Origin of the sequence: Mycobacterium sp. 1245805.9, from assembly GCF_001672915.1 — a bacterium.
GTDB lineage: Bacteria > Actinomycetota > Actinomycetes > Mycobacteriales > Mycobacteriaceae > Mycobacterium.
Window position 1 is genome coordinate 16,249 of the sequence record NZ_LZKR01000216.1, and the last position, 15,029, is coordinate 31,277.

The following is a 15,029-nucleotide window of genomic DNA, read 5'->3' on the forward strand; positions in this document are numbered from 1 at the left end:
AGTGGGTGGGCTACTGGGCGGCTAGTTGGCAGCGCGGCCACCCGCGTACCGGGCCAGCACCGGGCCCATGATCGCCATGACGAACACGTACGACGTCGCCAGCGCGGCGACGGCGGGGATCGAGGTGCCCACCAGGCCGATGATGATCAGCGAGAACTCTCCCCTGGCGATGAGCGCGGCGCCCGCCCGCAGCTGCCCGCGCCGCGCCACGCCGTCGCGGCGGGCGGCGAGCACCCCGGTGGCCAGCTTGGTCGCCGCGGTGACGGCGGCCAGGGCCAGCGCCGCCGGGAGCATCGGGAGGAGCTCGTGCGGGTCGACCGAGAGGCCGATCGCCAGGAAGAAGATGGCCGCGAACAGGTCGCGCAGCGGGCCGAGCACCTGGCGGGCCCGGTCTGCCGTCGCGCCGGTCAGGGTCAGGCCCACCAGGAAGGCGCCGACGGCGGCCGACGCGTGCAGCACCTCCGCCACCGCCGCGACCATCAGCGTGATGCCCAAGACCCGCAGCAGCAGCTGCTCGGAATCGGGGTGCTCGACCAGCCGGCCGACGTGGTGGCCCCAGCGGTAGGAGGCGGCGAACGCGGCCAGCAGCGCACCGACCGCGGCGGCCATGCCGACGACGGCGTGCACCCAGCCGCCGCCCGACGCCAGCACCGCGAACAGCGGCAGGTAGGCCGCCATTGCGAAATCCTCGAGCACGAGCACCGAGAGCACCGCCGGCGTTTCCCGGTTGCCGAGCCGGCCCAGGTCGACCAGCACGCGCGCGATGACGCCCGACGACGAGATATAGGTGACCCCGGCCAGCGCCAGGATGGCGACGCCGTCCAGGCCCAGCAGCCAGCCGGCCACCGCGCCGGGTGTGGCGTTGAGGACGATGTCGACACCGGCGGACGGCAGGTGGTGTCGCAGGCTGCTCGCGAACTCGGTCGCCGAGAACTCCAGGCCCAGCGTCAGCAGCAACAGCACGACGCCGATCGGCGCGGCCGTCGAGATGAACTCGCCGGCCGCGGCCACCGGCAGCAGGCCGCCCTTGCCCAGCGACAGGCCCGCCAGCAGGTAGACCGGAATGGGGGACAACGCGAAACGCCTTGCCAGCGCGCCCAATACGGCGAGTGTGGCCAGGAGGGCGCCGAGTTGAAACAGTAGCGCCCCCGAAACCTGCATCGGCTCAACCCTTATCGATGATCCGCTCGACACCGGCGATGCCGTCTTCGGTGCCGATCACGATCAAAACGTCTCGCGCGCGCAGCATTTCGGCCGGGCCGGGCGAGGCGAGCACCTCCTCGTTGCGCACGATCGCGACGATAGACGCCCCGGTGCGGGTGCGGGCGCGGGTGTCACCGAGCGGGTGGCCCACGAACGGGCTGCCGGCCACGATGTGGACCTGCCCGGTCTCGATGCCGGGCAGCCCCCGGGAAAGCTCGGTGAACCGCTCGGCGATGCGCGGCGCGCCCAGGATCTGGGCCACCGCCTCGGCCTCGGCGTCGGTCAGGTGCAGGACGGGTCTGGCCTGGTCGGGATCGTCGGGGCCATACAGGACGACGTCGAAATCGCCGCCGCGGCGGGCGATGATCCCGATCCGCTCACCGGTATGGCTGGTGAATTCGTACCGAAGACCGACCCCGGGGAGCAGCACCTCCTTGACGTCCATGCCGTCCATCCTTGCAGCCGGACGGCCCTGGCTACATCTGAGCTACACCTGAATTCGCGCGCCCATGACCACCGTCCGGTCGATGGGCAGGCCGAAGTATTCGGCGGCGTCGGCGGCGATGTAGGCGGTGGCGACGAACAGGCGCTTGCGCCACGGCGCCATGGTCGGCGCGGGGCCGGCCCTCAGCTCCAGCTTCGACAGGAAATAGGAGGCCTCGTCGACGGCGATCTGACCCTCGGTTTGCTTCGGGTCGAGCAGGCGCAGCGCGGCCGGGATGTTGGGCCGTTCCATGTAGCCGAACCTCGCGGTGACGTGCACGACCCCGTCCTCGGCGTAGCCCAGGGAATCGACCTCGATTCGGTCCTCGTCCGCCACCCGCGGCGCCGGCAGCGTCTCGATCGACATGATCACCGACTGCTCGTGCAGGACCCGGTTGTGTTCGACGTTGGCCCGCATCGCCAGCGGCGCGGTCTGTTTGCCGCGGTTGAGGAACACGGCCGTCCCGGGTGTTCGCACCAGCGGTGGCTCACAGCCGGCCAGCTGGTCGACGAATTCGCGCAGCGGTCCCTCGGCCCGCGCCCGGGCCTGCGTGACCAGCTCGCTGCCCCGGCGCCAGGTGGTCATCACGGTGAACGCCGCGGCGCCGATCAGCAGCGGCACCCACGCCCCGTGCACCAGCTTGGTCAGGTTCGCCGCCACGAACAGCAGGTCCACCGACAACAACGACCCGGCGCCGATCACGATCAGCCACACCGGCGTGCCCCAGCGGGTGCGGGCGACGTAGAAGAACAGCAGCGTGGTGATGGTGATCGTCCCGGTCACGGCCATGCCGAACGCGAAGGCCAGCGCCGCCGAGCTGCGGAACGCGAAGACCAGGATCAGCACCGAGACCATCAGCAGCCCGTTGATCCACGGCACGTAGATCTGGCCGATCGTCGACTCGGACGTGTGCACGACCCGCACCCGCGGCAGGTAGCCGAGCTGCGCGGCCTGCGACGCCACCGAGTAGGCCCCGGTGATCACCGCCTGGGAGGCGATGACGGTCGCGGCCGTCGCCAGCAACACCATCGGCAGTCGCGCCCACCCCGGCGGGAGCAGGAAGAAGGGCGCGTCGACGACGCTCTTGTTGCCCAACAGCAGCGCGGCCTGACCGAAATAGCTGAGCACGCACGCCGGCATGACCACGAACAGCCAGGCCCGGGTGATCGCCGGCCGGCCGAAGTGGCCCATGTCGGCGTACAGCGCTTCGGCGCCCGTCACCGCCAGCACGACCGCGGCCAGTGAGAAAAACGCGACCTCGAAGTGCCCGAACAAGAACGACAGCGCGTACGTCGGTGACAGCGCTTCGAGGATCTGCGGGTGGGCGGTGATCCCGGCGACGCCACACGCGCCGATCGCGACGAACCACACGACCATCACGGGTCCGAACAGGCGCCCGATGGTGGCGGTGCCGCGGTTCTGGAAGGCGAACAGCACGACGATGATCACCGCGGTGATCGGCACGACGAAATCACCGAGGCGCGGCTGTATCACCTTGAGGCCCTCGACCGAGGAAATCACGGAAATCGCCGGGGTGATCATGCTGTCGCCGAAGAACAGCGAGGCGCCGAAGATGCCGAGCACGGCCAGCATCGCCGCCGTGCGACGGCCCCCGGGGCCGCCCAGCCGGCGCACCAGGGTGATGAGCGCCATGATGCCGCCCTCGCCGTCGTTGTCGGCGCGCATCACCAGGGTGACGTAGGTGAGGGTGACGATGACCATCACCGACCAAAAGACCAGGGACACAACGCCGTACAGGTTGGCGGTGGTGATCGGTATCGGGTGCGGATCGTGCGGGTCGAAGATCGTCTGGATCGTGTAGATCGGGCTGGTCCCGAGGTCGCCGAACACGACCCCGAGCGCGCCGATCACGAGCGACGAGCGGGCCTTGTCGGTGCCGAAGGCGGCGCGAAGCGGCGACGCGGGCTTGACAGGCGTGGGCATGGCGAGGTCCCTCCACCGGGGGCTAGCGGGAGGTCGATCCTAAGGCCGTCAACGGCGGAAGACCACCCATCGCATCGCGCAGTACATGTACACCGCTTCGCACACACCCGCCAGCACTCGCGACAGCTGATACTGCACCCCGATCGCCGTCAACGCGCTGGAAACCCCGAGGATCAGCGCCAGGTAGTTGACGACGACCACCACGACGTAGACGGCGAGCTGCTGCCCCACCGGGGCGTGGGACTGAAAGTTGAAGGTGCGGTTGAGCACGTAGCTGAGCGCGAAGGCGCACGCGTAGGCCACGGTGACGGCGATCGGCACGGGAAGGCCGAGCCCGCCCCGCAGGCCCGTGAGGATCGCCAAGTCGACGCCGAAGGTGAGCCCGTTGATCAGGCAGAAGCCGAGAAACGTGGGCGCAACGAGGGATCCGAGCCCGAACGGAAGCCGATCCACCACCGCCTCGCACCCCTGGTGGAATCGGTCCACCCAGCGCGATTGAGCGACCCGCGGCCCGGTTTGCACACCGGTACGGTGGCATGCCCAGGTATCCGGGACGTGATCAATGGGCCAACGCCGGGCAGATCTAGTGCTGGCCAATCACTTCCGCCGAGCGCCGGCGCGGCCGGTGCTTTATCGGGACCAGCATCGGGACCTCGCGACGGTACTGGCGGTAGTCGCTGCCCAGCGCCGCGACGAGGCCGCGCTCCTCGATGTGCACGGCGATCAGGATGTACCCCGTCATCGCGATCGAGAAGAGCAGGTGCCCGGCCGTCATCGTGGGCGCCGCCCAGAACGAGATGAGGAATCCCAGCATCAGCGGGTGGCGCACCAGCCGATAGAACAAGTGAGTGCGGAAATGCAGCTCGGTGTAAGGCTTTTGGCGCCACGCCAAATACACCTGCCGCAGCCCGAACAGGTCGAAGTGGTTGATCATGAACGTCGCGCCCAGCGCGATCAACCAGCCCAGCCAGAACAATCCCCACAGCAGCACGCGCGCCACCGGCTGCCGCACGTCCCAGACCACGCCCGGCATCGTTCGCCACTGCCAATAAAGCAGCAGCAGTACGGCGCTCGACAGCACCACGTAGGTGCTGCGCTCGATCGACGGCGGCACCAACCGGGTCCACCACGCCTTGAACGACGGCCGGGCCATGACGCTGTGCTGGAGCCCGAACGCCCCGACCAGCAAGACGTTCACCAGGATCGCCTCGCCGATCGGCGACGGGATCCCTTGATCGACGGTGCGCGGCACCCACAGGTTCGCCACGAACCCAACGAGATACAGGAAGGCGACGAGGAACAGCAGGTAGGCCGCCGCGCCATAGGCAACAGTCAAGTAGCGCTTCATGGCCTCAGTGTCGGCCGCGCAGGCGGCCGGGTATATAGGTCATCTGCCTCATCTTTGCCCGGCGGCGCCCTAGTCATTTTTGACTATTCGCCTCCCGGCTTGCGCATTTGAGGCAAACGCCTCATGCGGCCGGCGCAGCGGTGCACCGATGATCGCCCGTGACAACGCCACTTCGACAAGGCCACTTCGAGAAGGCACGGAGATCGGATCATGAGCGAAACGACATGCGACACATCGGCCATCCAGCCACTCGGCACCCGGGACGCCGAACCGCCGGGCGGCGCGCGGATCGACGCGATCGACGTCAGCCGGCGCGTCGCCGGCCGGCAGATCCTCGACAAGCTGTCGCTCTCAGTGGAACCCGGCGAATTGGTCGCCATCGCCGGCGGCAGCGGCGCCGGCAAGACCACGTTGCTGGAGATCCTCGCGGGGCTGCAACCGCCGTCCGCCGGTGAGGTTCGGCACGACGGCGTCGTTCGCCGCGGCAAAGCCCTCGGGGCCAGCGCCGACGCGAAGGTCGGCTTCGTGCCCCAGGACGACATCATTCACCTCGAGATGCCGCTGCGCCGCACGCTGCGCTACGCGGCACTGCTTCGGCTCCCGGCGGGCACACCCGCGGTCGAAGCGGAGCGGATCGTCGAGGAGACCATGCGCGACCTCGACTTGGCCGATCGGGCCGACGTGCCGGTGCGTTCCCTGTCCGGCGGACAGCGCAAGCGGGCCAGCATCGCCGTGGAGCTGCTGACCAGGCCACGCCTTTTCTTTCTGGACGAACCCACCTCCGGGCTCGACCCGTCGACTGCGGCCGACGTCATGCGCCTGCTGCGCCGGCTCAGCCGACGCGGGGTCACGATCGTTCTCACCACGCACGAGCCCGCCGGCATCGACCAGTGCGACCGGGTGGTCTTCCTGGCCCGCGACGGCCACCTGGCCTTCACCGGCAGCCCGACCGCGGCGCGGCATTACTTCGGCGTGGAGAACCTCACGGAGGTCTACGAGCGCCTCGCCGCGGAGCACACCCCGCGGATCTGGGCCGAGCGCTTCGCGCGGAGCCGCGCGCAGTCAAACGCCCGGCCCGGCGTCACCCGGCAAGCCCTCTCGGCCAGCGATGCCAGGCCCCCGGGCATGGTCCGGCAGTGGTGGCTCCTGACCCGGCGCAACGTCGACGTGCTCTTCCGCAACCGGCTGACCCTGGCGATCCTGCTCGGATCACCGGTGCTGGTGACGGCGATGATGGCGACGCTGTTCAAGCGCGGCGCGTTCGATCCCGGCGGCGCGGCCGGCGTCGGCCCGGCCCAGATCGTCTTCTGGATCGCTTTCGACGGCTTCTTCTTCGGGCTGACGTACGGCCTGCTGCAGATCGTCGGCGAGATGGCCGTCTTCCGGCGCGAACGCCTCGCCGGGCTCAGCGTGGGCGCGTACGTGGCGTCCAAGGTGACGGCGCTGCTTCCGGTTCTGGCGGGCGTGAGCGCGGTTTTGCTGCTGGTGCTGCGGGCGCTCGGGCGGCTACCCGCGGCCGGGTGGGACGTCTACGCCTCGCTGTTCGCGACGATTGTGATCGAGGCGATCTCCGCGCTTGCCCTGGGCCTGTTCGCCTCGGCCGCCGTCTCCAACGCCGCGCAGGCGGCACTGGCCCTGCCGATGCTGTGCTTCCCTCAGGTGCTGTTCGGTGGCGCGATCGTGCCGACCGGCCAGATGGCCACCCCCGGGCGGCTGCTGAGCCTGGCCCTGTCCAACCGCCACGCCTTCGACGCGTTGGGGCGCGACCTGGAACTCGGCCGCTACACAACGACGCTGCCGGCCATGGCGGTCTACCGCGAGACCTTCCAGGGCGGCAACGCCGCTAGCCTCATCGCGCTGGCCTCGTTCGCCATCGCCCTCACGGCGGCCACCGCCTGGCTGTTGGACCGGCGATCCCGGCCCGGCGCGTCCACGCGATGACGGGAGCAAGCCGAGGGGCTCAAGCCTGATGGACGAAGACGTCGATCGGCTCGTCCTGCCCCGGCAGCATCAGGGTGCGCCGCTGCATGCCGGCCGTCATTTCGTCGGCGACCCCACGGGCCACGAGCAGCTCGCCGCCGGCGGCGCGTTGTTGCATCCGGGCCGCGGCGTTGACGGGGCGGCCCAGGGCGGTGAAGTCGACGACGGCCCCGCCGACGTTGCCGACGTATGCGACGCCCGCGTGCACGGCGACGCCGACGTCCAGCCAAGGCCCGTCCGGGGTGCCGTAGCCGACGGCTCGGAGCAGCTCGATTCCCGCCTGGACGGCTCGTTGCCGATACCGGGGGCCACTGATGCCCCGCACGAAGAACGCCATCACCTCGTCACCGATGAGCTTGTCGATCACGGCGTCATGGCGCAGCAGGGTCTGCGTCGCGGCGCCGTAGAACCGGTTGAGCAACGCGGCGAAGTCAGCGGCGGCCTGACGGTGGCCCAACGCCGTGGAGCCTCGAACATCGACGAACAGCACCGCGATATCGACCTCGGCCCCGCCGCGCGGCAGCGCATCGCAGCACCGCGTGCACAGGTTGGGATTCTTGCGCGACCGGCGGAATCCGGCAACGGCAAACAGCCGGCCGACGGGGCCGCCGAACGGGTTGTTGCACAGCTTGCATCGCGGCGCCGACGGCAGGTAGCGGAAGGCGTGCCGCGCCCGGACCAGCGATGAGTGGCCCTCGGTCAGCACCGTGTCCCACAAGCGTGGCGAGAGCCCCGCCTGCCATTCGTACCGAGGGCGTTCGCCAGTGCTGGTCATGCACACATGGTCGCCTCGATTTCCCGGGCGCACATGGGGCATTCGCCCCAAACATCAGTCGGGCGCGCCGACGCCGGTCAAGCCGTGCCGGGTCGCGTACAGGCTGGCCCCGATCCGGTTCGAGACCCCGATCTTGGCGTAGATGTGCTCGACGTGATTGCGCACGGTCTTCTCGGAAATCCAAAGAGCCGAGGCGATTTCGCGGTTGGACCGCCCCTGCGCCACATGGAGCAAGACCTCGGCCTCGCGCCGGGTCAGGCCCGACGGCCGGGCGGCTCTGCGCGACGGCTGGTGACCCGCGGCCTCCAGCACGGCTTCGACCGCGTCGCCGTCCAGGCGTCCGCGCGCGGCTTCGCCGCGCAATCGCGTGGCGGCGGCGGCCCCATCGAGCGCCTCGCGGTACGGTCGCGGCTCGGTTGAGCCGCAATAGCTTTCGGCGGCGGCGAGTATCCGCTCGCGCATCGAAAGATCGTCGCCGCGGAGCCCGTTCGGGTAACCCGACCCGTCCAGCCGTTCGTGGTGGTTGACCGCGACCTCCCGGACGGCCTTGAGTCCACCGACGCGGGCCAAAATCCGGCCGGTCAGATACGGATGCAGGTGCACGCGCTCGCGTTCGGCGGGGGTCAACCCGCGCGGCTTTTCCCACACCCGGTTGGACACACCGATCCGGCCGAGATCGTGAACGTAGCCGGCGCGGCGCAGCGTGTCGATCTCGTCCGTCGCCAGCCCGGCACACTTGCCGGCTTTCTCCGCCAGCTCGGCCACCGCTCGCGAATGGCCAAGGGTGAAGGGGCATTTCAGGTCCACGAAATCGCCCATCGCACACAACAGCCGGTCCAGCGACGAACCACTCAGCGTTTCGCCGGGATCCGGCGCCAAGCCGGCGGCCGTCTCCCACGCGTCTTCGTCGTCGCGCAGCAGCTCGTCGGCGACGTCGCAAAACACCGCGACTATGTCGGGGTCGAACTGTTTGCCGCTGCGGCGGCGAACCTCCGCGATCGCGCCGCTGGCGCCGTGGGCGCGATGATGCACTTCGGCGATGTCGGCGAGCTGCGCCACCCGCATGGTCACGGGTATCTGGGTTCCCGCGGCGCCGGTGGGCAGGCCGCTGCCGTCCCACCGCTCGTACGCGAAGGGCAGGGCGTCGCACACGTCCTCGCCAAGGCCGATCTCCTCGGCGAGCAGCGCAGCCGACAGGCAATGGGAGTGCATCAGCGTGCCGAGGTTGCCGCGCGCGTCCAAGAACAGCTTCGCCGCCAGCTGGGCCCGTTTCGGCAACGTCGACCCGCGGCCCAGGTTGCCGAGGAGGAATCGCCGGAACTCCGCGCCGGACCAGTCGATGAAGTGGCTGTCATGTCGCACCGCGATGTCGTCGCCGAACCACCGCGCGTACTCGTGCGAGTCGGCATGACACCCGATCCACATCACCAGGCCCGTGTAGAAAACCGTCCCGCGCTCACGCTCGCTGAGGCCGAGGCGCTCGGCAAGCCTCGTCCCCATCGCCGCCGACCGCAGCATGTGATCCATGGGCTGGCCGAGCCCGAGGTCGATCGCCAAAGACAGCGCCGCCAATACCTCCGTCCGCGACACCGCTCCGTCGAAGGGCATGAACTCGCCCCTTCCCGGCCCGTCACAGTGGCGGCGTCGGTGTAGCCACACAGAAGCCGACGCCTGATAAGCCTATGGCATCGGCGTTGCCGGGTCGCCGAACGTGCGGCCCGCCGCACAGTCGATGCCGAGCGTGCGGCCAGCCGCACACTCGGCGCAGGCGAAGGAGATCCCCGGCTAGCGGCGCTTGACCGACTTCGGCGGCTTGGCGCCGCGCCCCTGCTGGCGCGCGGCGGCACGGCGCTCGCGGCGGCTCGCCCGGCCGGGCACGCCGGCCGGCGCCTTCTGGGCGCCACCGCCGTTGCGCTGCACCTGCGCCGAGCCGTCCTCGGACGGGCCGGAATACGTTAGCGCGGGCGCCTCGTCATCAATGCCCTTGGCGCGCAACATGCTTGGCGCCTCCTCGCGGAGCGGGGCGGGGGCTTCGGTTTCGCCGCCGGGCTCCCCGGCGGCGCCGGTCCCCAGTTCCGCCAGGCCCTCGGGCGTCGGCTGCGGGGCGACCTGCGGGGCGGGCACCGCCTCCACGGTGACGTTGAACAGGAAGCCGACCGACTCCTCCTTCATGCCGTCGAGCATGGCCATGAACATGTCGTAGCCCTCGCGCTGGTACTCCACCAGCGGATCGCGCTGCGCCATCGCCCGCAGCCCGATGCCCTCCTTGAGGTAGTCCATCTCGTAGAGGTGCTCGCGCCACTTGCGGTCGATGACGTTGAGCAGCACGTTGCGTTCCAGCTGACGCATCGCGCCCTCGCCGGCGATTTCCTCGAGCTCGGCTTCCCTTGCGGCGTAAGCCTTTTCGGCGTCCTTGATCAGCGCGTCGAGCAGCTCGTCGCGGGTGAGGTCGTCGCGGTCGGAGTCGGCGTCCGGATGGGTCAGCGTCTCGTGCGCGATGCCGACCGGGTACAGCGTCTTCAGCGCCGTCCACAGCGCGTCCAGGTCCCAGTCCTCGGCGTAGCCCTCGGCGGTCGCGCCGTCGACGTAGGCGGTGATCACGTCGCGGACCATGCTCAGCGCCTGGTCCTTGACGTTCTCGCCCTCGAGGATGCGGCGGCGCTCGGCGTAGATCACCTTGCGCTGCTGGTTCATCACCTCGTCGTACTTGAGGACGTTCTTTCTGACCTCGAAGTTCTGCTGCTCGACCTGGGTCTGGGCGCTCTTGATGGCGCGGGTGACCATCTTGTTTTCGATCGGCACGTCGTCGGGCAGGTTCAGCCGGTTGAGCATCGCCTCCAGCGCGGCCCCGTTGAAGCGGCGCATCAGCTCGTCGCTCAGCGACAGGTAGAAGCGCGACTCCCCCGGGTCGCCCTGCCGGCCGGACCGGCCGCGCAGCTGGTTGTCGATGCGCCGCGACTCGTGGCGCTCGGTGCCCAGCACGTACAGGCCGCCGGCCTCGATCACCTCTTCGGCCTCGGCGCCGGCCTCCTCCTTGACGATCGGCAGCTCCTCGTGCCAGGCCGCCTCGTACTCGTCGGGCGTCTCGACGGGGTCGAGGCCGCGGGCCCGCAGCCGCTGGTCGGTGAGGAAGTCGACGTTGCCGCCCAGCACGATGTCGGTGCCGCGGCCGGCCATGTTGGTGGCGACGGTGATGCCGCCGCGGCGGCCCGCCACGGCGATGATGCCCGCCTCCTGCTCGTGGTACTTGGCGTTGAGCACGTTGTGCGGGATGCGGCGCTTGCCGAACTGCCGCGACAGGTACTCCGAGCGCTCGACGCTGGTGGTCCCGATCAGGACCGGCTGCCCCTTCTCGTAGCGCTCCTCGACGTCGTCGACCACCGCGATGTACTTGGCTTCCTCGGTCTTGTAGATGAGGTCGGACTGGTCGGTGCGGATCATCGGCTTGTTGGTCGGGATACTGACCACGCCCAGCTTGTAGATCTCGTGCAGCTCGGCCGCCTCGGTCTGGGCGGTACCCGTCATGCCGGCCAGCTTGTCGTAGAGGCGGAAGTAGTTCTGCAGCGTGATGGTGGCCAGCGTCTGGTTCTCGGCCTTGATCTCGACGTGCTCCTTGGCCTCGATGGCCTGGTGCATGCCCTCGTTGTAGCGGCGGCCGATCAGCACGCGGCCGGTGAACTCGTCGACGATCAGCACCTCGCCGTCGCGGACGATGTAGTCCTTGTCGCGGTTGAACAGCTCCTTGGCCTTCAGCGCGTTGTTGAGGTAGCTGACCAGCGGCGAGTTGGCCGCCTCGTACAGGTTGTCGATGCCGAGCTGGTCCTCGACGAACTCGACGCCCTTCTCGTGCACGCCGACGGTCCGCTTGCGCAGGTCGACCTCGTAGTGGACGTCCTTTTGCATCAGCGGCGCGATGCGGGCGAACTCGGTGTACCAGTTGGAGGCGCCGTCGGCCGGGCCGGAGATGATCAGCGGGGTGCGGGCCTCGTCGATGAGGATGGAGTCGACCTCGTCGACGATGGCGAAGTTGTGCCCGCGCTGCACCAGGTCGTCGAGCGAATGCGCCATGTTGTCGCGCAGGTAGTCGAAGCCGAACTCGTTGTTGGTGCCGTAGGTGATGTCGGCGTTGTAGGCGACGCGCCGCTCGTCGGGCGTCATCTGCGCCAGGATCACGCCGACGTCGAGGCCGAGGAAGCGGTGCACGCGGCCCATCCACTCGCTGTCGCGCTTGGCCAGGTAGTCGTTGACCGTGACGACGTGCACGCCCTTGCCGGCCAGCGCGTTGAGGTAGGCCGGCAACACGCAGGTCAGGGTCTTGCCCTCACCGGTCTTCATCTCGGCGACGTTGCCCAGGTGCAGCGCGGCCGCGCCCATCACCTGCACGTCGAAGGGTCGCTGGTCCAGGACCCGCCACGCGGCCTCGCGGGCCACGGCGAACGCCTCGGGCAGCAGGTCGTCGAGGGTTTCCGGGTTTTTGTCGTCGCCCAGGCGCTGCCGGAACTCGGCGGTCTTGGCCCTCAGCTCCGCGTCGGTGAGCTTCTCGACGTCGTCGGACAACGTGTTGACATAGTCGGCCACCCGCTTGAGGCGCTTGACCATGCGACCTTCACCAAGGCGCAGCAACTTCGACAGCACAGCTATATCCCCTGTGGGTTGGAGTCTTCCTCTTTTTGCGAGGCGGCATCCATCCTAGGTGAAGAGGCAGTTACGGCCCTCAAACGTCGCTCAACGTCAGGCCAGCCGGATCAGCCCGTAGTCGTAGGCGTGCCGGCGGTACACCACGGACGGCCGTTCGGTCTCCTTGTCGTAGAACAAGAAGAAGTTGTGCCCGACCAGCTCCATCTCGTAGAGCGCCTCGTCGACCGTCATGGGCGTGGCCTGGTGCTCCTTGGTGCGGACCACCCGGCCCGGCTCGTGGTCGTCATGCTCGGCCGCCGCGCCGTCGTGCAGGTGCGGCTCGACGGATTCGGCGTTGAAGGCCTTCGGGGGAAGCGGCGACATCGCGGTGGCGGCGGCCAGCGACACCGGCGTCTTGTCGCCGTAGTGCACCTTGCGGCGGTCCTTGGCGCGGCGTAGCCGGTTCTCCAGCTTGTCCACCGCGGACTCGAAGGCGGCGTAAAAGCTGTCGGCGCAGGCCTCCGCGCGGCTGACCGGGCCGCGCCCGCGGGCAGTGATTTCGACGCGCTGACAGGACTTGCGCTGGCGGCGGTTGGGCGCGTGTTTGAGCTCGACGTCGAAGAGATAGATGGAGCGATCGAATCGTTCGAGGCGGGCGAGTTTTTGCGAGACGTAGAAGCGGTAATGATCGGGGATTTCGACGTTGCGGCCCTTGAACACGACTTCGGCGTTGAGGGTCGGTTCGGCCGGCTCGCTGCTTTCTGCCGGCGCTTGGTCGAGAGTCTGACCGGAATCCACGGTAAGCCTTGACATACGTGTCAACTCGTTTCCTTTTCCACGTCGCACGCGGGGCGTGCCGGCTTTCTAGAGGACGCGCCGACGGGGGGTTGGGAGCGGCTTCCCTCGGGTCACCGCCGCAGGCTGCCCGCCGATGCAAGGTGTCGGATTCTCACCCCCTCCATGTGTGGCGTATCAACCCGGGAAATCGCCGACTGCGTTGTGACTCGGGCCAAAAGATGTTCCTGAAGGTTGTCCTCGACGTTAGCTCGTGTTCGCCTTGGGATGCCACCAATTCCGGGCAGCTGTTGCGAGTTCTTCACATGCGGTTGGCGGGCGCCCAGCGTTAGGCGGCCGCGATCGCCAGCACCGCCGCCACGCCGATCCCGGCGGCGCGCAGCGTCCGCACCGACTCGCGCGCCGTCGTCCCGGTGGTGACGATGTCGTCGACGACGACGACCTCGGGAATTTCGGGGCGCGCCCGCCCGCGCAGCACCACCCGGCCGGCGATGTTGCGCTCGCGGGCCGACGTGCCCAGGCCGACGGAGTCGCGGGCCAGGGCCTTCATCCGCAACGCCGGCACGACGGCGATCTCGGGGTGCCCGGCCACCGCCGCCCGCGCCAGCCGGGTGACCGGGTCGCCGCCGCGCGCCCGCGCCGCCGTACGCCGCGTCGGCGCGGGCACGATCGTCAGCGGGGTCTCGACCATGCCCCACGTCAGGAGCCGGTGGATCCCGACGGCCAGCGCCCGGGCCAGCGGACCCACCAGGTCGGCGCGCCCGTGCTCCTTCAGCGCGAGGATCGCCGCGCGGCGGGCACCGGCGTAGCGGCCCAGCGCGAACACCGGCGCCTCGGGGTCGACGCGGGGGTTGGCGACGTGCGGCTCGTCGGGCCGGACGGCGAGCTCCGTCGCGCAGGCCTCGCACCAGCGGGTCGACGGCGCCCCGCAGCCGCCGCATTCCAGCGGCAGGATCAGGTCGAGCACGAACAAAAGTGTGGCGGCCGGCGGTGACAACGTCAGCTCAGTCGGATCCCCTCAGTAGCGCGGGCCAGGCGAAGCTGAAGGTGCCCTGGCTCAGCCGGGTGATGAGGTCCTCGAGGTTGCGCGGCGGCAGATCCATTCGCCACTCCGGCAGCAACGCCGAAATCTCCAGGGAATCCTGCCCGAGGCTGACGTCGGTGACCAGCAGCTCATGCGGAAGCTCGGGCAGCGGTACCCGGTACGCGGGGGTCCGCGCGGGCAGCGGCCATCGGCGGTGGCCGGCCATCACGGCGCGGGGCCGCAGCCACAGCGTCTTGCCCACCACGTCGAGGTCGACGTCGAGCCCTCCCCAGCCCGGCTGGCGTCCCCAGCGCAGGCGGGCGGTCCCGTCCTCGGACAGCTCGCCACGCAGCTGCGGCACCGCTTGGCGCACCACGTCGTCGAAAATCCCGGGCGGCAGCGCCGACGACAACGTCACCGGCGCTGCCACCACCACCGGCGGCACGCCCGGACGGATGTGCACGTTGTGCAGGACGGCGACGGCGTGCTGCAGGCGCTGGTCGCCCCAGCTGATGTCGCGTGCGGCCACCCGGACCTCGCCGAGCTGACCGACGGCCAGCCCTTGCGGCTCGAGCGCCGAGTCCAGCTCGGTCACCGTCAGCACCACATCCTGCTCGCCCAGCCGCACCGTGACCTGCTTGCCGACGAGCAGTTGTTGCAGGCTGGTGAACAAGGTCCGGTATGGCGCGGCGACCGCCTGGGCGGCCCCGGCGCCGACGGACGGCAACCCGCTCGATGACCACAGCGAGGACAGCATGTCCAAGGCGCGCAACGGGTCATCCCAACGCAGGCGGGGCACTTTGGGGACCATCGGCGCGACTCCTCACTGCGAGGGTAGCCGCAAAGGCGAGCCCGCAGA

The 15,029-nt window shown here is 69.5% G+C and carries 12 protein-coding genes; 1 reads left to right on the top strand and 11 read right to left on the bottom strand.

The window, feature by feature from the left end; genetic code table 11:
- Positions 1–21: 21 nt before the first annotated feature.
- The 5 genes from A9X00_RS27415 to mddA all read right to left on the bottom strand — a co-directional run bounded on the left by A9X00_RS27415 (position 22) and on the right by mddA (position 4,979).
- Entirely contained in the window at positions 22–1,161 is a 1,140-nt protein-coding gene (locus A9X00_RS27415; RefSeq protein ID WP_067160942.1) for a cation:proton antiporter, read from the bottom strand.
- A 4-nt stretch (positions 1,162–1,165) separates the two neighbouring features.
- The gene (locus tag A9X00_RS27420; RefSeq protein WP_067161112.1) at positions 1,166–1,648 is read right to left on the bottom strand and encodes a cation:proton antiporter regulatory subunit; all 483 of its coding nucleotides are present in this window, start codon (positions 1,646–1,648) and stop codon (positions 1,166–1,168) included.
- 42 nt (positions 1,649–1,690) lie between these two features.
- Positions 1,691–3,631 carry a potassium transporter Kup gene (locus tag A9X00_RS27425; RefSeq protein WP_067160945.1) on the bottom strand — a complete coding sequence of 647 codons (1,941 nt, stop codon included), beginning with the start codon at positions 3,629–3,631 and terminating at the stop codon, positions 1,691–1,693.
- A gap of 48 nt (positions 3,632–3,679) precedes the next feature.
- The gene (locus tag A9X00_RS27430; RefSeq protein WP_067160948.1) at positions 3,680–4,153 is read right to left on the bottom strand and encodes a GtrA family protein; all 474 of its coding nucleotides are present in this window, start codon (positions 4,151–4,153) and stop codon (positions 3,680–3,682) included.
- Between the two features lie 61 nt (positions 4,154–4,214).
- Positions 4,215–4,979 carry a methanethiol S-methyltransferase gene (gene mddA, locus A9X00_RS27435; protein ID WP_067160951.1) on the bottom strand — a complete coding sequence of 255 codons (765 nt, stop codon included), beginning with the start codon at positions 4,977–4,979 and terminating at the stop codon, positions 4,215–4,217.
- A gap of 210 nt (positions 4,980–5,189) precedes the next feature.
- Between mddA and A9X00_RS27440 the strand changes: the two genes are divergently transcribed.
- The gene (locus A9X00_RS27440) at positions 5,190–6,920 is read left to right on the top strand and encodes an ATP-binding cassette domain-containing protein (protein WP_082975561.1); all 1,731 of its coding nucleotides are present in this window, start codon (positions 5,190–5,192) and stop codon (positions 6,918–6,920) included.
- A 19-nt stretch (positions 6,921–6,939) separates the two neighbouring features.
- Here A9X00_RS27440 and A9X00_RS27445 read toward each other — a convergent pair whose 3' ends face one another.
- From A9X00_RS27445 to A9X00_RS27470, 6 genes are all read right to left on the bottom strand, one after another.
- The gene (locus A9X00_RS27445) at positions 6,940–7,734 is read right to left on the bottom strand and encodes an adenylate/guanylate cyclase domain-containing protein (RefSeq protein ID WP_067160954.1); all 795 of its coding nucleotides are present in this window, start codon (positions 7,732–7,734) and stop codon (positions 6,940–6,942) included.
- Between the two features lie 54 nt (positions 7,735–7,788).
- Positions 7,789–9,342, bottom strand: a complete 1,554-nt coding sequence (locus tag A9X00_RS27450; RefSeq protein WP_067160957.1) for an HD domain-containing phosphohydrolase — start codon at positions 9,340–9,342, stop codon at positions 7,789–7,791.
- A 177-nt stretch (positions 9,343–9,519) separates the two neighbouring features.
- Complete coding sequence (gene secA / locus A9X00_RS27455) at positions 9,520–12,369, bottom strand: preprotein translocase subunit SecA (protein WP_067160959.1); 2,850 nt, start codon at positions 12,367–12,369, stop codon at positions 9,520–9,522.
- A gap of 96 nt (positions 12,370–12,465) precedes the next feature.
- Positions 12,466–13,149, bottom strand: a complete 684-nt coding sequence (gene hpf / locus A9X00_RS27460; RefSeq protein ID WP_067160961.1) for a ribosome hibernation-promoting factor, HPF/YfiA family — start codon at positions 13,147–13,149, stop codon at positions 12,466–12,468.
- Between the two features lie 325 nt (positions 13,150–13,474).
- Positions 13,475–14,113 carry a ComF family protein gene (locus tag A9X00_RS27465; protein WP_067161125.1) on the bottom strand — a complete coding sequence of 213 codons (639 nt, stop codon included), beginning with the start codon at positions 14,111–14,113 and terminating at the stop codon, positions 13,475–13,477.
- A 37-nt stretch (positions 14,114–14,150) separates the two neighbouring features.
- Positions 14,151–14,981 carry a hypothetical protein gene (locus A9X00_RS27470; protein ID WP_067160963.1) on the bottom strand — a complete coding sequence of 277 codons (831 nt, stop codon included), beginning with the start codon at positions 14,979–14,981 and terminating at the stop codon, positions 14,151–14,153.
- Between the last annotated feature and the right edge of the window lie 48 nt (positions 14,982–15,029).

Coding starts and splice junctions, on each gene's coding strand:
- A9X00_RS27415 (WP_067160942.1), bottom strand. CDS start 1,161: ATGCAGGTTTCGGGGGCGCTACTGTTTCAACTCGGCGCCCTCCTGGCC.
- A9X00_RS27420 (WP_067161112.1), bottom strand. CDS start 1,648: ATGGACGTCAAGGAGGTGCTGCTCCCCGGGGTCGGTCTTCGGTACGAA.
- A9X00_RS27425 (WP_067160945.1), bottom strand. CDS start 3,631: ATGCCCACGCCTGTCAAGCCCGCGTCGCCGCTTCGCGCCGCCTTCGGC.
- mddA (WP_067160951.1), bottom strand. CDS start 4,979: ATGAAGCGCTACTTGACTGTTGCCTATGGCGCGGCGGCCTACCTGCTG.
- A9X00_RS27440 (WP_082975561.1), top strand. CDS start 5,190: ATGAGCGAAACGACATGCGACACATCGGCCATCCAGCCACTCGGCACC.
- A9X00_RS27445 (WP_067160954.1), bottom strand. CDS start 7,734: ATGACCAGCACTGGCGAACGCCCTCGGTACGAATGGCAGGCGGGGCTC.
- A9X00_RS27450 (WP_067160957.1), bottom strand. CDS start 9,342: ATGCCCTTCGACGGAGCGGTGTCGCGGACGGAGGTATTGGCGGCGCTG.
- A9X00_RS27470 (WP_067160963.1), bottom strand. CDS start 14,981: ATGGTCCCCAAAGTGCCCCGCCTGCGTTGGGATGACCCGTTGCGCGCC.